Here is a 19,969-nt window from a genome sequence, read left to right as displayed (position 1 = left end):
TGTGGTTGCCAAAAAAATTAGTATCTGACCAGGTGGCGTCAAAATCGGTATCCGCCTGCAGACGGATGCTTTATGTGGAAAGATCTTTTTTTCTTTGTGATATCTAAACCCGATTGTATGCAGCAATTTTTTATAAGCAAATCTAATGGCGTTATAAGCGATATTTATCCGCGTGCTTGTTATGTCTTTTGCCAATGTTGGTACATTTGTGTTGCCCCTGATGCTGACGATGATTTTGCTAACAATTCAATTAAGGGCATATGATTCAGTCAGCTATTGTACTATTAAGAGAGCTTGAAGGAAAGCTTTCCGAAGTTATGCAACACCGAGATGTGATTGCTAGTTCGGAAAGAGCCATCCATCTTATTGAAGACTATCTTCATGATCTCCGCGAGATATTCCAAAGTCCTCCTGTTAACAGAACAGAGGAGATTGAATTGTATAAAAACATTGGTCCGCGTATTTACGCGCATCTGATCTACTTTATCCGGCTTTACCGGATTGAATCAGCTCTTCCTGGAGGAAACAAGAAAGGCCGGCGCAAGTTGTTTAAGGAGGAACAGAGGGTTATAGAACGGTATTTCCTTGCTAATGAAACCATTTATCGCTACTTCAGGTCGGCTGACTCATTTCGGGATAATGAACTTTTCGTTTTTCAGAAGAGACTTCCTGTTCTTTATATAGATGAGTCCGTCGGGCTTGCGGATAACCGGCTATGCACACCGACCGGATTGAAATTTGCCCGGTTCATAGCTTATGAGCGCTTATTGGATTACCTGGTGGGGGTACTGAATGATAATGTAACTACAGCACATAGGCCAGCGCCACGATTTAACTGGACATCCAATAAGATCGATCTGGTCGAGCTAATTTACGCATTGTGTTATGGGGGAGCGGTTAATCATGGTAAACTTGAAGTTAAGGAACTCGCGGATTTCTTTTCTGTGAATTTTGGGATTGAACTACCCAATATTTACCGGTCAAAACAGGAAATGTATTCCCGAAAAAATACGACCACATTTCTCGATTTTCTGAAAAAGAAGTTCCGAGATGGCATGGATGACGCAGACGATCGTTATAATAGATAAGACGACGAGACTGTTGAAAAGTCCGGGCAACTGCCCGGACTTTTTTGCTTTTATCAAAAAAAAGCAGACCGAACTCGGTCGGGTTGTGATTTTCCCCTTTCTGTCAATAGCACATTTGCTCCTGACAATGACGCAATACAGCGTCGATTATTCATTTCAAAATTCAAGAGCATGTTACATTCAATTTCCTGGACAGAGTATTTTATTTTTTTTGCTGCAGCAACGGCGGTCTATTATGCAGTGCTGGCGGCCACCTGTTATCGCAGAGAAATTTCAGGTGGATTTTTCCGGAGATCGTATAAACCGAAGTACCGGACAGATATATCCATCCCTGTTGTAAATGGGGTGATGGGTTCCGTGCTGTTTGAGGAAGCCGACGAAAAGCCCACCGGAGGCGGTGGCTATGTTTCCCCGTCTGAACCAGCACCGTCAACGACGACCAAGGCAGGGTTTCCCGGGGACGAGGACTTTGACCCGGCCTTTGAAGAAGACGGAGAGGAAGAGGACGGAACATTTTATGACGAGTATGAGAACGATGCCGATCGTGTCGCGCAAATGGATATTGTCGAGGACCTGGTGCGGCGTTTTACCGAAGCCATTGACAAAGCGCCGCCGGCAGTAACCGCAGACGAGCTGGTAGAAACGCTCGCGATGATCCCCGGAAAAGGCGATAAAGAAGCGATCGGCAATTATCGTGAATCGATTGCAAATGACCTGATAGAAAAGGCCGCCCTCAAGCTCGACCTGACGCTTACAGAGAAATCCTTGCGCCCGCTCTGGGTCTAGCCCATCTTATCTGCTTTTCCTCACTTCAAATTAAACCCGATGTTTTCAAAAAGAAGATATCAGCAGCTGTTTGCCTTGCTGATCAGCAATCTCATTGTCCTTTCTCTTTTTGCCCAGGACGGTAATGCCGGTATAACCAAAGCTACCAACGAGGTGAAGGGCTATTTCAGTACCGGCACGAATCTAATGTACGCTGTGGGCGCCGTGGTTGGGCTTGTGGGAGCGGTAAAAGTTTTCAACAAATGGAACAGTGGCGATCCGGATACTAACAAAGTGGCGAGCGCCTGGTTTGGCAGCTGCATATTCCTTGTGGTCGTGGCTACCGTTCTAAAATCCTTCTTCGGTGTATAAATCTTTGGCTATGGCAAACAGCACCTATAATATAAACAAGGGGATCAACAAGCCCATTGAATTCAAGGGCCTGAAAGCGCAGTATATCGCATATCTCGCAGTAGGTCTGGTGAGCTTGCTCCTTGTTTTCGCTATTCTTTACCTGGTTGGCTTTTCGGTATACGTCATCCTGCCGCTGGTAGGTACAGGCGGTGCGGTAATGGTTAATTACCTGTATAAGTATTCGCGCAGATATGGGCCTCACGGCCTGATGAAAGAGGCCGCCTACCGGCAGGTGCCGGAGGCGCTGAAAAGCCGTAGGCTTTATACAATTCTACAATCCTCAAAGGAAATTCAATGACTACTATATTTATCCTTTTGGCTGTTACGGCAGGGTTCGCCTGGGTGCTTCACCTGAGTGAATACAAAGACATGCGTAAAGATCTGTCTTCATTATTGCCGCTATATAAAATAGAGAACGACCTGATCCTTTCCAAGCAGGGAGATGTGACCGCTGTGTTCGAGCTTATGCTCCCGGAAATATTCACCCTTAGCAATGACCAGCATGAGCAACTGCACCAGGCTTGGATCAAGGCGATAAAAATACTGCCCAGGCACAGCATTCTGCATAAGCAGGATTACTTTTTCAGGGATGCTTATAAGGCTGACTTTGACAAGGACGGTTTTTTATCGAGGAGCAGTGAAGCCTTTTTCAATGAACGCCCGTTCCTGAATCATCGCTGCTACCTGATGCTTACAAGAAAAATGACCGGGCGCAAGCCGTCCAGTTCTGTAATGAGCAATCTGCTGCGAAAAAAGATAACCGCAAGCGGTTCTGTCGCTCCCAGGGAAATGCACGAGTTTCTGGATGTGATCGGGCAGTTTGAGCGGGTGATCAGCGATACGGGGCTTGTGCGATTCAAACGGCTGAAAGCTGATGCCATTGCCGGTGATAAAAACAAAGCCGGTCTGCTGGAATCGTACCTGTTCCTGGACGGCAGTAACAAAACACCGAACATTAAGGATATTGTATTTAAGCCGGAGTGGAAGATAGGTGAAAACTACATGCAGCTCTATACCTTGGCCGAAGCGGAGGATTTACCGCCAACCTGTTCGAGCAATATGCACTTTGATCGGTATAGCAGCGAACACACCCGGTTCAGCATTGGTTTCGCGTCTCCCCTCGGCTTGTTACTCAATTGCAATCATATATATAACCAGTTCATCGTTGTGGATGATATGCAAGTGACGATGAAGAAATTGGAGGCAAAGCGGCTGCGCCTGCAATCACTATCCGCCTATTCCCGTGAGAATGCCATAGCTCGCGATGCCACCAGCGACTTTTTAAATGAGGCAATTTCTGAAGGCCGCCTGCCCATAAAAGCCCACTTCAATATACAGGCTTGGACCGATAACCCAGATGAGCTAAAGGACCTGCGCAATGCTGCGGCATCGGCCATTACGCAAATAAACGGCCAGCCGAAACAGGAAACCAAGGGTGCGGCGCAGCTGTTCTGGGCGGGATTGCCCGGTAATGCTGCCGACCTGCCCATGAACGAATGCTTTGATTCGTTTGCGGAACAGGCTGCTTGTTTTCTCAATATGGAAACCAATTACCGAAGCTCAATCAGTCCGATTGGTGTGAGACTGGGAGACCGGATTACTGGTATGCCTGTGCATGTTGATCTTTCCGACGAGCCGATGAGACAGGGCGTTATTACTAATCGGAATAAATTCATTTTAGGGCCCTCGGCGTGCCGGGTCGCTGCCTAAAAAAGCGACCCGGCACGCCTTTTCAGGAAGCGGAAAATCATTTTATACGAATCATATGGTACGGAGCTATTTTGAACAAGGAACACATTGTGTACTGGTGGACGTCGGCCACAGTTACCGGGGGCTTTGCAATCTTGTCAACGGGTATTACTTTACTTATGAAGAGAAGAACCCGATCCGGTTCAACCCCTTTTTTATTGCTGATGGTGACGTACTGGATACCGAGAAGAAAGAGTCCATTAAGACCCTGCTCCTGGCATTGTGGAAAAAAGATAATGAAGTATTTAAACGGTCGGAATATGTCGCCTTGTCCAATGCCCTCAGCGGGTATTACGATTTTCTTGATACAGACCGCGCTGTGTTTCCCTGTTTCAACAGTTTCTATGATTACCTGAAGGAATCTTTTGTTGACAGACTGAAAGCGGATAACGTAAAGGATCGTGATTTTGATGTTGATAATTTTCTTTATGTTTTGCGGCCTTATTATTCAGGCGGCGAGTTTGACTATTTGCTTAACGCAACAGAGAACCTGGACCTGCTGCGGCAAAGATTTATAGTGTTCGAGTTGGATAATATTAAAGATCATCCCATACTTCTAAGTGTGGTCAGCCTGATCGTGGCAGAGCTGTTCATTTCGAAGATGCGCAAGCTCAAGGGAGTGCGTAAAATGATCCTTATTGAAGAGGCGTGGAAGGCGATCGCGAGAGACGGTATGGCCGAGTATATTAAGTATCTCTTCAAAACCGTACGAAAATTTTACGGCGAAGCCGTTGTTGTGACTCAGGAAGTAGACGATATTATTTCGTCGCCGGTGGTCAAGCAGGCGATCATTAATAACAGTGATTGCAAGATATTGCTGGACCAGTCCAAGTATCAGAACAAATTTGACCAGATTCAGGAGTTGTTGGGCCTTACAGAAAAAGAAAAGACACTTATTCTGTCCATTAATAAAGCCAACGATCCTACGAAAAAATACAAAGAAGTTTTCATCGGCTTGGGCAACCAGCTCAGCCGCGTCTACCGCACTGAAGTGTCACTGGAAGAATACCTTACATACAGTACGGAGGAATCGGAAAAAGTAAAGGTGCAGCAGTATGCAGAGAAATTCGGTGGTAACTATCGCCTAGGTATTGCCGCACTTGCACGGGAACTGCGGGCATAGAATTTAAAACGAACATTTTATGAAAAAGCTAATGATTTCCATGTTGCTGGGCATTACCCTGGTACTCGCACCTACTCAGAAAAGTCATGCGATTGTCTGGGTGGTGGTCAAGGAGGCGATAAAGAAAGCGCTCAAAGCGGCGGACCTGGCGATACAGCGTTTGCAGAACAAAACGATCGGGCTTCAGAATGCACAAAAGCAGATTGAGAATACGATGTCAAAACTGAAGCTCAAGCAGATTTCGGAGTGGGCAGAAAAACAAAAGAAGCTGTTTGAAAAATATTATGACGAGCTGGCTAAAGTTAAAAATACCATAGCCACCTATAAAAAAGCGCGACAGATCATTGAGGGCCAGCTGGCATTGGTGGAGGAGTACAAGCGGGCATGGGGTCTGCTCCGGCAGGACAAGCATTTTTCGCCCGAAGAGCTTGCATACATGTACAGGGTTTACGCCGGAATCCTGGAAAGCAGCCTTAAAAACGTGGAACAGCTTTATATGGTCATCAGCTCTTATAAAACTACGATGACAGACGGGAAGCGTCTCGAGCTCATCAGCGCCACGGCGGGGCAACTGGAGGGGACCTATTCGGACCTGAAAAAATTCAATAACCAGAATTTTCTCATGAGTCTGGCCCGATCCCGTGATGCTGCCGATGCGGATATGATCCGCAAGCTCTATGGGCTACAATAATCACCGGTAAAATTATTTTTTATGAAAGTTCTTGCTACAATAATTGTTTGTATTTGTCTGTCGCTTTCCGGGTCGGCGCAGGGGTTTTTTAACCAAAACGGCGCGATGGTCAAACGGGCAATTCAGCAGATAGCGTTGCTGGGTACCTATATCCGGCAGGCTAAACAAGGATATAGTATCATTGATAAGGGCCTAAAGAGTATTCACCATATAAAGAATGGTGAGTTCAACCTGCATGACCTTTATTATACGTCGTTAAAAACAGTCAATCCCAATATTAAGGATTTTTCAAAAGTGGACGCGGCAATGGCTGCAGCATTGACCGTTTCACAAAGCAGTACCCGGGCCATCCGGCTGGTGAATAGCAGCCGGTGGCTTAGCCCGGGGGAGAAAGAATACCTGCGTGCCGTTTTTACGAAACTTATGGACGAGACCGACCGGGAGCTGCAGACGCTTACTGACCTGGTTACTTCCGGAAAAATGCAGCTGACGGATGATGAACGCCTGAGACGTATTGATACCTGTTACCAGTCGCTGACGGACAAGTCCGCTTTTTGCCAGCAGTTTTCCGCCGGGATTAAAGAGCTCGTTTCCGGCAGAAGCAATGAAGCTGACGGCACCGCCGGAATGGATCGGTTTTATAACCTTAAAAATTAACGGCATGACGTACCGGAAGTTTATTATTTGTCTCGCGCTGGTTGGATTTCTATTTGTGCAGTGCCCGCAGGCGGTTGCGCAGGTTGCCGAGGCGCAGCAGCTGGCATTGAATATTCAGAAGCTGGCACAGTTCAGGAAGATCCTGAAAAATATGTATGATGCTTACCGCATCCTCAGTCAGGGCTACAACAAGGTAAAAGACATTACAAGCGGTAATTACAATATACACCAGGTCTTCCTGGACGGTCTGATGGCGGTCAGTCCATCTGTGCGTAATTATAAACGTATTCCAGATATTATCCGTAATCAGGCGAGCATTGTAAAGGAGTACCGGCGGTCTTTTAATTATTTCCGGGAGTCAGGTGTGTTTAGTACGGCTGAGTTAACCTATTTGGGAAATGTGTATGATAACCTGCTGGACAGAAGCGTGGGTAATGTAAACGAGCTGACGATGATCCTTACTGCGGGAAGCTTGCGCATGTCTGATGATGAACGGCTTACTGCCATTGACCGGCTGGCAGACGAGACGAGCGAGCAGCTTTCCTTTTTACGCTCTTTCAATAACAAGACCGGGGTTTTCGCCCGCGAGCGGCTGAAAGGGAAAGCTGAGACAAAGACCATCGAAAATTTTTACAACATCAAAGACTAATCTTTTCCACAACATGAAACATACCTGTAAAATAGCCGGGCTGCTCCTGGTATTTTTTGTCGGATTGCCCAAACTGGTATTTGCACAGGGGCTTGCCAGTGAAATCGGTGGGTTGCACGCGGTACTTGACCAGCTGTATAATGAAATGATCCCGATATGTGGCCGCATGATTGGTGTGGGACGGGCCGTCGCCGGAATGGGTGCCATGTTTTATGTCGCATACCGTGTGTGGGGCCATATTGCACGGGCGGAGGCGATCGATTTCTATCCGCTGTTCCGCCCTTTTGCCCTGGGCCTGGTGCTAACCCTGTATATGCCCATGATCAACATGTTCAATTCGATATTAGAGCCAACGGTTTCCGTAACCGGTGATATGGTGGAGACCTCCAATAATTCCATAAAGTCCTTACTCGAAGAAAAACAACGCCGGTTAAAGGATACGGATGAATGGAAAATGTATGTAGGCGAGAATAGTGAGGGGGATCGGGATGCATGGTATAAATATACTCACCCCGGTGATAACGATGGCGAAGGCATGTTCGAGGAGATCGGTAATGACGTGCGCTTCGCAATGTCGAAGGCATTCTACAATTTCAAAAATTCTATTAAAGTATGGATGAGCGAAATTTTGCAGGTGATCTTCCAGGCTGCTGCTCTTTGTATCGACGCACTGCGGACCTTCCAGCTGGTGATACTGGTTATTCTTGGGCCCCTGGTTATTGGCCTCGCGGTATATGACGGTTTCCAGCAGTCGCTTGTCCAATGGATAGCGCGGTATATAAACATTTTTTTGTGGTTGCCGATCGCCAACATTTTCGGTACCGTTATCGGAAAAATACAGGAGGGTATGCTTAAGCTGGATCTGAAGGAAATTGCAGAACAAGGATCCACTTCTTTTTTCAGTACAACGGATACAGCGTATTTGATTTTCCTTGTAATAGGTATCGTCGGCTATTTCACCGTTCCGTCAGTAGCTAACTATGTGGTACATGCGCACGGCGGTAATGGCTTGCTATCGAAAACAAATGCGATCGTTATGCGTGGTACTTCAGTTTTGGACCCCAGGAGATAGACCGGTTAAAATAAAAAATAATCATGTTACATCAGCTAAAAAATATAGAGTCCGCCTTCCGGCATATCAAGACCTTCTCATTGGTGTTGATTGTAGCAGTGACCGGTGTCTGTTGCAGTACGGTTTACTGGTGTATTACGGAAGTAGACAAGGTACAGCAGCGGGTATATATCCTGAGCAATGGAAGGCTGCTTGAGGCTACCGCCGCTAACCGTAGAGATAATCTTGGCATAGAATTGAAAGACCATATCAAAATGTTTCATTTCTATTTTTTTACACTTTCGCCGGATGAAGCGCTGATAAAAAGCCAGCTGACCAAAGCGCTTTACCTTGCTGACGGGTCAGCCAAATCTCAATATGATAATCTTAAAGAGAACGGTTACTACGCCAATCTGGTTGCGGGTAATGTTAACCAACGTATAGAGGTGGACAGTATATCAGTAGATATTAATGATCAACCCTATCGATTCCGCTATTATGCAAAGCTGTTTATTACGCGTTCCACTTCGATTGTGACCCGCTCTGTTATCACCGAAGGTGTCGTCCGCGATGGCTTGCAGCCTTCGGAGAATAACCTGCACGGATTCCTGATCGAACGTTGGAATACCATTGAGAACAGGGATATAAATGTGCAGACCCGTTGATCACTCCCCCCGAAAATTTTTTACTATGATATTTTTTAGAAGAAAACCCAGGAGAGAAACCCCGCTGACCGATAAAGCGGCCGGCTATTTTGCCCGGAATATTCTGAATGCACAGACAAAATGGGCTACCTACATGAGCCGGGTTACTGCAAACTGGACGCCCGGACAAAAGACACTTGCCTTGATCCTTTTTTGCGGTGCTGTGGGAGCGAACAGCGGCATTGCATTGTATAAGGTTATAAACCCCACCGGGGAACGGGCGCTTGCTGCTGTACGGACCGACCATATCCGGGAATTAAGGCTGCAGGCCAGGGATACCCTTTGGGACAGGGAACTCCATAAACGAATGCAGGCGATATCCTTCACCATTGATAGCCTCAGCAAAACAGATAGCGGGCGGCTGTTGATCAGGGAGCTAAAACAAAGCAGGCCGGGGCTGTGGGATAGTATAAAAATAGCCACAGGGTATTATAGATAGCAACATCTCTTATCGATCGCAAACAAAAAATAAAAACTATGGACGAACAATTTAAACGAAAACGCAAGCTCCTGGCTGTACTGCCGGTGATAGGGCTGCCTTTTATTACGCTTCTGTTTTGGGCGTTAGGTGGTGGCAGTAGTAGCCAAGAAGGTAAACCAGCCGCAGCCGGAGGCGGCTTGAACACGAAGCTACCGGAGGCTCGCCTGGAAGAGGGCAATCCGGATAAGCTCAGCCTGTATGACCAGGCGCTAAAAGACTCTTTGGAACGGGAGGAAGCGAGAAACGCAGATCCTTATGGCAGGTATGGGCAAACGGCCTTTGCGGACAGCCTGCATTTTGCCGACTCTTTAAATGCACTGCTACCCGGCACATATGGTATTTATAGTAATGGTGGTACGCAACGGGGAACAGACCAGACGGAGGCAAGGCTGCGCAGCCGGCTTGCTGAGCTGGAGCGCCAGCTACAGGACGAGGGCGCTGGCCACTCCTTCGACCATGAACCGGAATACGATCCTCCGCTGAACCTGGATGCATTACAGGCTTCATTCCAGGCTGGCAATGTGCCTTCAGCCGCCGGTGAACCCGATGCTGAGTTAGATAAGATCAATTCTATGCTTGAAAAGGTAATGGATATCCAGAACCCTGGCCGGGTCAGCGAAAAATTAAAGGCCGAATCTGAGAAGCACCGGGGGCAGGTGTATTCAGTAACTGCGCCGCCAGCAAACGCCAATGCGGATTTTTTTGGCGGTGAGGTAGGAGGCAGGAGAAGCAGAACAGGTACAGATAGCAGCAACACCGCTGCAAAGGTAGTCACTGCTGCATTTTATGAGCTGACCGATGATGTGGTGATGGACAACGAAGCTAATAAAGCGATTCCCGCGGTGGTGCATGAAACGCAGACACTGGTGTCGGGTTCAACGGTAAAGATGCGGCTGGTTGAGGATGTGTATATCAATGGCGTGCTCATCCCAAAAGGCTCTTATGTTTTTGGCGCCTGTCAACTGGAAGGAGAGCGAATGAATATTGAAGTGAAGGCATTTCGTTCTAAAAATTCCCTGTTTCCTGTTTCCCTTACAGTGTACGACATGGACGGTATCGCTGGTATCAAAATCCCCGGAGCGATTGGGCGTGACGCGACGAAGCAAGGGGCGGACCAGGCAATTCAATCTTTGGATTTCTACACGATAGATCAGAGCATTGGCGCACAGGCGGCCAGCGCGGGTATCCAGACAGCAAAATCGCTGTTCGGTCGCAAAACAAAATTGGTCAGGGCCACGGTTAAGGCTGGATATCCGGTGCTGCTGATGGACCTCAATAAACGGGATCAATAGGGTTATTTAACATTAATACTATTAAAACATATTTGTTATGCAAGCAATACTAAAGTCGTTTTTCTTTGTGTTTTTACTGGCAGCAGGCGTCAGCTCCCTTGCGCAGACTGCGCCATTTTATCAGCAGGCCATGCAGGAGCCATATCATTTGTATGTGAATGATCTGAAAACAACCGTGCTCATCTTTCCCGCAGCGATCGCGGCCAATGGTGTTGACCGGGGTACTGGTGATATCCTGGCAAAAACAATTACCGGAGTGGACAACATCTTGAAGGTGAAGGGCGCAACAGCATCCTTCCCGCAAACAAACCTGACAGTTGTAACAACTGACGGTCGGGTATATGCATTCAACGTTGACTATAGTGCTACACCGGACGAAAAGCCGATTGACTTGGGAAAGCAGCGTGCGGAGGAAGCAGCGCAAGCTCTTTTTAAATCCCGTAAGCTCAACGATGAGCAGGTAGGTGCATTGGCGAAAGTGGTGGCCAGCACACAACCATTCCTGAAAACGCCGAAAGAGAAATCTTTCAAAATGCGTGCGCGGCTCGAAGGAATATATACAGCTGAAGATGTCGTTTTTTACCGCGTCGCGCTCGAGAATTATTCCCCGATTGATTACGACCTGGATTTTGCAAGATTTTATGTACGCGATAAAAAACGCCTGAAACGGACAGCGGAGCAGGAACAGGAATTGACCCCCTTGCTGATTCATAAGGAACTTGGGAATACCACCGTAGCGCACTCGAAGCAAGTGCTGGTTTTTGCCTTTTCCAAATTTACGGTTGCCAATAAGAAGAATTTTATCATACAGCTGTTCGAGCAGTCCGGAGACCGGCACCTGCAATTGAACATCAATGGGTACGATATAGTGAAGGCCCGGCCGTTGAAACAATAGATATCATTATTAAATTTTTTACCATGATCAATCGCGTAGAAAAGGGGATAAGTGACTGGCATGCACGGCAGAACAGGTATGCCGGTATTTTCGGAGCGAAGGCGCTGGATGGCCGGGCCTTTGCTAAGATCAGGCTACAGGAAATGCGCGCACTGCAACGCCAATGCCAGCCACCGCGTAATATAGATGAACGCGTATCACTGAAAATGCTTCGCTCTGCAAATAAAAACCTTGAGCGTCGTATCTATCCCAACAGGCTATATAGGGTTGGGCGCAGGTTTGCCAGATGGACATTACGACAAACAGGAAGAGTGATAAAAGGGATAGCCGCCATGATGCAGGACAACCCCGCGGCCCATCTTAACAATCCTTCGCCTCCCGGGAAAAGGGAGCCGGTTAAGCCAACGCCGGTAAAGGTACAGCAGGAGTCAAAGGTAGTGCGGCATCCGATGGCAAGACGACCACGGGTAATACGCATGCCGCCGCGCGTGCATCCACGCCTGCCGGAGGCCCCTGGAAGATCACGCGGTGTATCGAGATAAGCAACTTTTTTAATTTTTTAAAACAATAGTATTATGACTACAGATTTCAATGTTGAAGACAATGCAAAATACCTTGCACGGGGTATGTTCTATCTGGGCTTCGGAGACCGGCATAATCCGGAACTTGTTGAAAAGCTAAACTCGGGAGCGACAACATTCCAGATAAACCACAGTGCTACCTGGGATAAAAAAGGCACCGAATATGCGATCGACTTCAAAAAGGCAGAAGACAGTGATTATAGGGTACTGTCCGGTTTTCGCGTCACCATTGAGGGAGATCCCTCCAAGAGCCAGTATTTTTCTGTTTATAAGAACAACGGTATGACTGCAAAACAGGCCTTCAATATGACCGAGGGGCGGGCTGCATGTAAAACTCAAACCCTGGGTAATTTAAAGTTAGATACCTGGTACAAGCTGGAAATGAACGAGAAAACGAAGAATGGTAACTATATCCAGAAAATGTATAACAGGGATCATCGTTTTTCCGTTGAACGAGGTCTGGAAAATCTGCCCTGGAGCCAGAATGAGGGAAGGGGCATGCCGGCATGGGCAGCTGACGATCTCCGGAAGGGCAATCTGTTTCAGGGTGCACTTACCATTGACGGAAAGGAGGTAGCCGTTGATGTTGTCGTTGATCCCAAGAAAAGAGAAGTGCAGGCTTACGATGCGGCAGGCATGCTGGTTGCAGTAGGCTCGGGATTGAGTGAGCAGGAATTGAAGCGTCAGCACGAACGCGAGGTAAAACAGGAAGCGCCTTTTCGCCAGGATCAAAATGCGGACCCGGCCATTACGGATGCAAACGTTAAAAATGCTGAACGGCAGGAGGCCAAAGAAAATCCGGTAGACGAATCCATTAAAAATGATCCTATTGCGAAAAGGAATGCCGGTAAAACAGAGGAGGCCATACAGAAAGACCCGGCTTTGAAAAATAATACCAGCAAAGGAGAGACGGCGGGCAGGGAACCTGGACAACGGGTACCGCCGCGTACACATGCTCCTCTGGAGTCCAATGGTCAATCAATGGGTAAGAGAGCGTAATTTACCATAACCCCTCAATTATGAACAAAACATTAAAGAAGATAATTGAAGAATATACCACCGGTAGAATCAGCGGTGCTAAACTTTTTATACGCCCGTTATCCGAGTCGGTACATTATGGTCTCGCCTGGCCGGAGCCGGGCGAAGAGGTGGCGCACTCCGGAATTGTCAACCCGCGCATCCTGTATTTTATAATGCAGGATGCGTCGCCGGTTGGCGCTGTAGAATTGCTGGAGGCGAACCTTGACTGCTTTATGTTTCCGGTCTACAGGAAAAAAGGCATCTTCAGCAAAGCAATGAAGTCCGTTATTTTACCACATATTCTGCAGCAAAAACCACTACAGCGTTTACAGATCGGACGCTCCGAACATAATGAGCGGAAATTTGAGGTACTGAAGAAGATTTTTGTTTCGCTGGGGTTTGTCATACTCAGAGAGGATAGCGAACTTAGGATGGTAATCGATGCATCCAGGAAACCGGTAGGCCGATTTATTGCCGGTGATAATAAAGCGTTATCAGCTGAACGTAAAGATTCGATGCGTAAAGAGTTTTTATGGATTGCTTACCGTCTGACGCTGATCCGTTCTGAGTTGGAGTTGCAGGAAGGGATTTCTTATTTGTCGGAAGATATAGGAGAGATAATAAAACGGTTATCAGCTCACGGTCTTTAACGGCCACACTACCGTCTTATTTTTTTTCTCGTTCTGCTTGTAGTAACTGCTGCAACAATTCTATTTTTTCACGTTCGCTTCGTAACAATGCGTCGTACAGTTCCACAATCTTTTCAATAGGATTAAAGTTATAGTTAATTGTTCCGTCGTTTTGCTGGTATATGTTGTTGTTAATGCCGGTACCTGCGTTGAAGTTCTTAATGAACTCCGGTGCGACATCTAGTGCCTTTGCAATTTCAGCGAGCTTTTCGTCGTCAATGTTATCACTTGTCTCAATATTTGACATGGCCTGTCTTGATATTCCAATCAGTTCAGCAAGGGTCTCCTGTTTCAGACCCTTCATTTTTCGAATCCTTGCGATCCTTTGTCCTATTGTGTTTGGGCGAAAGAAGTCTTGCTCCATAATCTGGTAAAAAGTTAGCAAAATGTCAGTTAATCTATGCAAAATGTAAGCTGCGGCTTTACATTTTGTCATTGGTGTTGTCGCAAAGTTAAGAAAATCAGGCATTGTTTGTATACAGGATGTAACGTGATCCTGGCATTTTGTAATGACAGTCTTTTACCTGTAGGATGTATTAATCGTCTTTTCCAGCTTTGCAACATGAAAAAGCTGCAATGGAAAGGAACAGAAACAGAATTCCTGGAGTTTATGATGTTTGTAGATACCATTCTATGTGAAATCAGCGAAGGACAAAAATTACTGAAATATCCCAGGATTGTTGAAAGCGCAAAATTCCTTGAACGATTTATTGAGGTGGATTATAAACAGTTCACGGATTTTTACGATCTGTATATGAACGGCAAACCGGAGGGTATTTATTTTTATGGGCTCTTAAGGTTAAAGAAGGTTTTAAACCGATACTCAACACCTCCAGTTACATGAATATGCAGCATAGAAATAATCAGATTTATTCCGTTAAAATTTGCTTTTTAACTATTTTTTTTAATTTTGCCCTACCAGACCGCCAACCAAACCAGTAACCAAAACCTTTATTGTTAACCCTGAAAACACGCTGGCGTTGCGTTTGTTGCCTTTATCACTCATGGTCTTTTCATTATCCTATTCTCTGGACCTATATGCCCAGGAGCAGGATTTTCCCGCTACCACGCAGGAAGCAGCGGGCGCTTATCTCGAAGGCCGCACCACTTCTCTCGAGCAATACCTCGGCCGTTCGCAAAAGATACAGCAACGTTTACTAAAAAGATTAAAAAGAAAAGAAGCCCGGCTGGCCAGGAAGCTGGCGGCAAAAGATTCTGCTTTGTATGCGCAGTACCTGGCCATGCCCGTCACTTATGACAGCATCGCCACGCTCTCCCGAGACAGCACGGCGCTGCGGCAAATGCCCCGCCGCAGGGATCCGCTCATCGACAGCCTGAAAAATATACAAAGCTTCGCACAGCAGCAGGCAGCGAAGCTGGGAGCGGCTTCGGACCTCGCCGGTAAAGCAGGCATCGGCGATTATACAGGTAAGCTGGGCGACCTGCAGCAACAGCTCAATGCTGAACAACAGGTAAAAAGCCTTGTACAGCAGCGTACCCAGGCCCTTGAAGGACTCGCCGGAAAAGCGGGTATCAGCGGACTGAAGAATATCCAGAAGGATGTGTACTATGCCGGTGAAAAGATAAAGGCCTGGAAAGAAGTAGCCAATGATCCTGATGAAGCCGAGGCCAAAGCCCTTGAATACCTCCAGGGCACCGAAGGCTTTTCCGAATATCTTAATCCCAATAAGAACGCCTGGGGCGGTCTCGGTAGCAATGCCACCGCCGCCGATCTCGAGCGTATGGGCTTCCAGACCAAGCGCCTCACTTCCGAAGCCTTACAGCAGACCTTTGGCAATAACCTTTCAGGGCTGCAGCAAGGCATGGCGGAGCAGGTACAGGCTTTCCAGGAAAAATACAACGATATAAGCGGCAAGGTGAACGAGGTCAAGGGCAAAGTACAGGAAGGGAAGCAAAGCATTGCGCAGGCTAAGGAACAGGCGCAGCAACTGAAAAATATAGAAAAACCTGCATTCCGTAAAAATCCGGAAAGGGGGAAGCCCTTCTGGCAGCGCATCGAATGGCAGTATAATTTCCAGACCACGCGGCCTACGCCGGAAGGCAGGCCCGCTATGCTGGAGCTTGGCGCCGGCGCGGGCTTCAAGCATACGCCCCGCCTCAGCTATGGCATCGGCATCGGGCTCAGTACCGGCCTCGGCACCAGCTGGGAGCAGATCCGCATCAGCTACGAGGGCCTGAGCGCCCGGGCCTATGCCGACTGGCAATGGCAGTACGGTATCAGCATACAGGCCGGCTACGAAAGAGCCTGGCGTCCACAAAACAGGGCATGGCTCTACGAGAACCAGGACCGGCCAAAACCGACCGACCCGGCCAGCGGCCTGAAGGAAGCCTTCGGCGCAGCGCAGGATGCAGCCTATATCGGCCTGATGAAGCGCTACCGGATCAACAGCTCTTGGAGCGGTACCTTCCTGCTGGGCTATAATTTTTTATGGCAAGCTTCGGGGACGAGGTCGCCGTTACTGGTAAGGATCGGATGGAGTAAATAAAACAATAGAACAAAAGCATATCTGTAAAAAATGAGAAAGAAGAATATGAACCTACCCGGCATACTGGCATTCCTACTTTTATCTGTGGCAGCGCCCAGGACGCTGAACGGGCAGGCGATAAACCAGTTCGACTATCATAGCAATATGAAAAATGTGCCTTCGCCCAATACCGCTACTTTAAATACCTATGGTGATGTACCGGTTGACCTCTTCACAGGTACGGCAGATATTTCGGTGCCGTTGCTGAACGTAAGCAACAATGGCATACAGCTGCCGGTAACGCTTTCCTACCAAAGCGGTGGTATTAAGGTGAATGACCAGCCGGGCTGGGCGGGAATGGGCTGGAATGTCGTGGCGGGCGGAAGTATCAGCCGGAAAGTTAACCAGTACCCTGATGAGTACTTTAACCGGAACTTTGACCTGGTCAGCAGCGGAAAAGCTGATTGGGGCTATTACTTTGTCGGCAAGGCCCTGAACCGTTCCAACTGGAACACCACGACTTTCATGAAAGCAAAGCTGAATGGTACTCCTGCGGATTCCCTGACAGACCTCGAACCGGATGAATTCACGTTCAACTTCGGCCCCTACAGCGGCAGCTTCTTCCGGTCAGAAAAAGGTGACTGGCAGGTCAGGAGCAAGCAGAACCTGAAGCTGGAGATAACAGATGAGCTGGATTATACGGGAAATTATAAGCTATACCGCCTTTTCAGCGTTACTGACGATTCAACATTTAATAATGATCACAGCGGCTATGAAGAGATAGGCAGCGTATTTACCAAATTTACCATCACCACCCCGGATGGCTACCGGTATATTTTTGGGGAAGATACCGCAGCCATTGAGTTTTCCCGCGGGCAGATCGGCGGACCAGCTGGTACCCCCCAGGAAGGCCTGGCTGCTAACGAGGACCGGGAGAACAGGATCACGGCAAATACCTGGTACCTTTCCAGAATCATTACGCCGGCAGGTGACACGACGACGCTGGTGTACAAAAGGGGCCGCGCGCTTTATCAAAAGAACCTGTTCCGGCCGCTGTATGCCCAAAATACCCTTGGCCCATCTACCTTCGACAGTGATATTATACACGTCGCGACCGCTGTCAATCCTTCTTACCTGTCCCGGATCGAAACCCCGACCACCAGGGTCGATTTTATCACCTCCAGAGCAAAAGAGCTGGGCATTACCACCGCCTTTTATGGTCCTGCAGGCACCACTGAGGCAGAGTTTAAAAAGACCATCACCTATGCCTGGGGCGGCGATCTTATGTATGACTGGTTATTTCCTAATTCAACTAAACTTCCCAATAATAACCTGCAGCTGGATTCTATAAAGATCTATAATAAGATCAGTGGCGCCTATGTCAATGGGATCAGGTTGTATCACCGCGCCGACATCACCAAGCGCAGGACGCTGGACTCTTTGGCATTCTTCGACTATACCGATGCTTCAAACATACAGAAATATAAATTCACCTACAGTGATGTGGATCTGCTGCCCGGCTATGAAACGCTCAGCCGGGACCATTGGGGATATGCCAATGGCAGGCCGGAGTCCCTGGGTTTTACCTGGCCCGACAGGTCGCCTAGTTCCAGTGCAGTGCTTTACGGGCTTCTTAAGAAAATAATTTACCCGACCGGCGGAGAGACCGAGTTCCTCTTTGAGCCAGGCTATTACAGTTCCGTCATTAAAGTCGATCCGAACAACCTGTCCAGCCCCGTCTCGCTGGTAACGGAATCCGGTTTTGCCAGCATCAGGATAAAGAAAATTACGAGCAGGGGGATCTACGGCTCGCCGGATATGACCAGGGAGTACATCTATACGAATAACTATGCCGGCGGCGGCAGTGTCTCCAGCGGCATATTAGGCGCTTATCCACGGTATATTGATAAAGTCAAATTCCGCAATACCGGCGGCGGTGTCTGCGCCGGCGACTTCTACCTTACAAACCGCACAGACAACGCAGTAGAGTGGCTGAGTCAAGCTTCCGGCGGTATCGTTACCTATTCCGAAGTGGCGGAAAAATCGGCCGACGGGAGCTACCGGGTGGTGAAATTCACCAATAGCGACGACCCTGCCTACCGGGATGAGCTTCACGATAACTATACCAACGGAGGCCCGGCCGGTACCCTCGGGATGGTATTGGAGAATGACAATTACCGAACCACCTCCAATGACCTGGAAAGAGGCAAGGTGCTTAATGAAGCGCTTTATAATGCTTCCGGTACTAAAGTAAAGGAGAGCGTCTATACCTATCGCAACGACCCTGCAAGAAAGAACAGCTTCATAAAGGCATTTGCCTTTAAAACGTTATATGAGCGCGGGGGATCCTCCTGCTCCGGAACCTGGCCTACCGGCGGCGGCCCCCGTGCCTGGACCTACCGGATCTATACTTACCAGAATCCACTGAAAAGCGTTACCGAAACGCAGTATGAAAGCGGAAATGCTATAACCACCAGCCAGTCCTTTGTGTATGATGATTATGGCAATGTTACACAGCAAACCACGGTCAACAGCGCCGGGGAAATGCTGATCACCGATACCCGCTATAACAGCCATCCCGATTATCAGGGAACAGCGACCGGCGCCTCTGCACTGGGTATCAAAAGACTGTTGGCCAATTATAAGATTAAGAACTACCCGGTGGAGCAGACAACATTATTGCAGCCCTCTGACCCGCTCGAAGGGACATTTACCAATGGTACCTTGTATATGTATGACCTGAACAGGCCGGTAGTATGGCGGGTCTATAAAATGGAGCTGGATGCGCCTTTCAGGAAATATACGGTTTCGGGAGGTACCGGTACGCTGAACTATATCCCTTCTATGTACGCTTCCGGCAGCTTATCCTTTAACAGCAAATACCAGCTGCAGGAGAATGTAACGGCCTATACGTCCGCGAAATGCCTGCCGCTCACCGTTGCGCAGAAAGCATCATCTGTGGCTTATACCTGGGATAACCGTTTCCAGTCTGTCAGTTCCATTACTACAAGTGCCGTTAACAGTGACGTGGCTTATTGCAATTTCGAAGGGAGCTATGGTGTGATCGACGACAATAAAGGCAACTGGGATTTTGGCGCTGACTATATAGAGTCAAGTGCAACGGCGCCTATGGGTAACAAGGTGCTCCGGCTGGTGTCCAACACGCTTGGCGCGCAGCACGAGCTGCGGACGATGGACAGCCTGGTGGCCGGCAAAAGATATGTTTTCAGCTTCTGGATACCCGCACCGGTAGTCGCCAGCAAATTTCCGAAGGCATACATCAACAATACGACATTGCTACCGGATGCCACAGCCAAGAAAACAGTGAATGGCTGGGTGTATCATGAGCTGGCTTTTACGGCTGAAAACAGGAAGCTCTATGTCCGCTTGCCAAATGCAGCCAGCGGCACCGTCAGCAATACGCTGGACGAGGTACGTCTGTACCCCGAAGGTGCGGCAATGAAGTCCTACACTTATGACGCGGTGAATGGCAATGTTACCAATAGCTGCGATGAGCATGGCGTCATAACCCATTATGAATATGACGGTATGGGCCGGCTGGTGCGTATCAAGGACGAGCAGGGAAATATTATTAACCAGAACACCTATAAATACCAGGGAGCAGAATAAAAAT

General features: G+C 48.1%; 21 protein-coding genes. 20 read left to right on the top strand and 1 reads right to left on the bottom strand.

Annotated features, from left to right (window positions below):
- Nucleotides 1-260: 260 nt before the first annotated feature.
- The 17 genes from LL912_RS12545 (at nt 261) to LL912_RS12465 (ending at nt 13,810) form a co-directional block, all read left to right on the top strand.
- Entirely contained in the window at nt 261-1,088 is an 828-nt protein-coding gene (locus LL912_RS12545; protein WP_235553916.1) for an RteC domain-containing protein, read from the top strand.
- Nucleotides 1,089-1,259: 171 nt separating this feature from the next.
- Nucleotides 1,260-1,874, top strand: a complete 615-nt coding sequence (locus LL912_RS12540) for a hypothetical protein (RefSeq protein ID WP_235553915.1) — start codon at nt 1,260-1,262, stop codon at nt 1,872-1,874.
- 39 nt (nt 1,875-1,913) lie between these two features.
- Nucleotides 1,914-2,225: a DUF4134 domain-containing protein gene (locus LL912_RS12535; protein ID WP_235553914.1), complete on the top strand. Its 312-nt coding sequence runs from the start codon at nt 1,914-1,916 to the stop codon at nt 2,223-2,225.
- 10 nt (nt 2,226-2,235) lie between these two features.
- On the top strand, nt 2,236-2,565 hold the full coding sequence (locus LL912_RS12530) for a DUF4133 domain-containing protein (protein ID WP_235553913.1): 330 nt from the start codon (nt 2,236-2,238) through the stop codon (nt 2,563-2,565).
- Nucleotides 2,562-3,977 carry a TraG family conjugative transposon ATPase gene (locus LL912_RS26325; protein WP_235553912.1) on the top strand — a complete coding sequence of 472 codons (1,416 nt, stop codon included), beginning with the start codon at nt 2,562-2,564 and terminating at the stop codon, nt 3,975-3,977. The genes LL912_RS12530 and LL912_RS26325 overlap by 4 nt, the downstream gene beginning before the upstream one ends.
- A 55-nt stretch (nt 3,978-4,032) precedes the next feature.
- Nucleotides 4,033-5,139 (top strand): TraG family conjugative transposon ATPase, encoded by a 1,107-nt coding sequence (locus tag LL912_RS26320; protein WP_235553911.1) that lies wholly within the window; start codon nt 4,033-4,035, stop codon nt 5,137-5,139.
- Nucleotides 5,140-5,158: 19 nt separating this feature from the next.
- Complete coding sequence (locus LL912_RS12515; RefSeq protein ID WP_235553910.1) at nt 5,159-5,830, top strand: conjugal transfer protein TraI; 672 nt, start codon at nt 5,159-5,161, stop codon at nt 5,828-5,830.
- Nucleotides 5,831-5,851: 21 nt separating this feature from the next.
- On the top strand, nt 5,852-6,487 hold the full coding sequence (locus LL912_RS12510; RefSeq protein ID WP_235553909.1) for a hypothetical protein: 636 nt from the start codon (nt 5,852-5,854) through the stop codon (nt 6,485-6,487).
- Between the two features lie 4 nt (nt 6,488-6,491).
- Complete coding sequence (locus tag LL912_RS12505) at nt 6,492-7,136, top strand: TerB family tellurite resistance protein (RefSeq protein WP_235553908.1); 645 nt, start codon at nt 6,492-6,494, stop codon at nt 7,134-7,136.
- 13 nt (nt 7,137-7,149) lie between these two features.
- A complete protein-coding gene (gene traJ / locus LL912_RS12500) occupies nt 7,150-8,208 on the top strand; it encodes a conjugative transposon protein TraJ (RefSeq protein ID WP_235553907.1) in 1,059 nt (352 codons plus the stop codon).
- Nucleotides 8,209-8,231: 23 nt separating this feature from the next.
- Entirely contained in the window at nt 8,232-8,852 is a 621-nt protein-coding gene (traK, locus tag LL912_RS12495; protein ID WP_235553906.1) for a conjugative transposon protein TraK, read from the top strand.
- A 25-nt stretch (nt 8,853-8,877) separates the two neighbouring features.
- The gene (locus LL912_RS12490; RefSeq protein ID WP_235553905.1) at nt 8,878-9,330 is read left to right on the top strand and encodes a hypothetical protein; all 453 of its coding nucleotides are present in this window, start codon (nt 8,878-8,880) and stop codon (nt 9,328-9,330) included.
- Between the two features lie 38 nt (nt 9,331-9,368).
- Complete coding sequence (traM, locus tag LL912_RS12485) at nt 9,369-10,664, top strand: conjugative transposon protein TraM (protein ID WP_235553904.1); 1,296 nt, start codon at nt 9,369-9,371, stop codon at nt 10,662-10,664.
- 37 nt (nt 10,665-10,701) lie between these two features.
- Nucleotides 10,702-11,559 carry a conjugative transposon protein TraN gene (gene traN / locus LL912_RS12480; RefSeq protein WP_235553903.1) on the top strand — a complete coding sequence of 286 codons (858 nt, stop codon included), beginning with the start codon at nt 10,702-10,704 and terminating at the stop codon, nt 11,557-11,559.
- A 23-nt stretch (nt 11,560-11,582) separates the two neighbouring features.
- Nucleotides 11,583-12,101: a hypothetical protein gene (locus LL912_RS12475; protein WP_235553902.1), complete on the top strand. Its 519-nt coding sequence runs from the start codon at nt 11,583-11,585 to the stop codon at nt 12,099-12,101.
- 33 nt (nt 12,102-12,134) lie between these two features.
- A complete protein-coding gene (locus LL912_RS12470) occupies nt 12,135-13,139 on the top strand; it encodes a hypothetical protein (RefSeq protein WP_235553901.1) in 1,005 nt (334 codons plus the stop codon).
- Nucleotides 13,140-13,159: 20 nt separating this feature from the next.
- Nucleotides 13,160-13,810 (top strand): hypothetical protein, encoded by a 651-nt coding sequence (locus tag LL912_RS12465; RefSeq protein WP_235553900.1) that lies wholly within the window; start codon nt 13,160-13,162, stop codon nt 13,808-13,810.
- Between the two features lie 16 nt (nt 13,811-13,826).
- On the opposite strand, the gene LL912_RS12460 is transcribed toward LL912_RS12465, so the two are convergent.
- A complete protein-coding gene (locus LL912_RS12460; protein ID WP_235553899.1) occupies nt 13,827-14,318 on the bottom strand; it encodes a helix-turn-helix transcriptional regulator in 492 nt (163 codons plus the stop codon).
- Between the two features lie 93 nt (nt 14,319-14,411).
- Here LL912_RS12460 and LL912_RS12455 point away from each other — a divergent pair, with 93 nt between their 5' ends.
- The 3 genes from LL912_RS12455 (at nt 14,412) to LL912_RS12445 (ending at nt 19,965) form a co-directional block, all read left to right on the top strand.
- Nucleotides 14,412-14,693 carry a hypothetical protein gene (locus LL912_RS12455; RefSeq protein WP_235553898.1) on the top strand — a complete coding sequence of 94 codons (282 nt, stop codon included), beginning with the start codon at nt 14,412-14,414 and terminating at the stop codon, nt 14,691-14,693.
- A 142-nt stretch (nt 14,694-14,835) separates the two neighbouring features.
- Nucleotides 14,836-16,356: a hypothetical protein gene (locus tag LL912_RS12450; RefSeq protein ID WP_235553897.1), complete on the top strand. Its 1,521-nt coding sequence runs from the start codon at nt 14,836-14,838 to the stop codon at nt 16,354-16,356.
- A 30-nt stretch (nt 16,357-16,386) separates the two neighbouring features.
- The gene (locus tag LL912_RS12445) at nt 16,387-19,965 is read left to right on the top strand and encodes an RHS repeat domain-containing protein (protein WP_235553896.1); all 3,579 of its coding nucleotides are present in this window, start codon (nt 16,387-16,389) and stop codon (nt 19,963-19,965) included.
- Nucleotides 19,966-19,969: the final 4 nt, after the last annotated feature.

The organism is Niabella agricola (assembly GCF_021538615.1).
GTDB lineage: Bacteria > Bacteroidota > Bacteroidia > Chitinophagales > Chitinophagaceae > Niabella > Niabella agricola.
The sequence above is the reverse complement of the archived record's forward strand: the minus strand, read 5'-3'. Positions and strand labels throughout refer to the sequence as shown.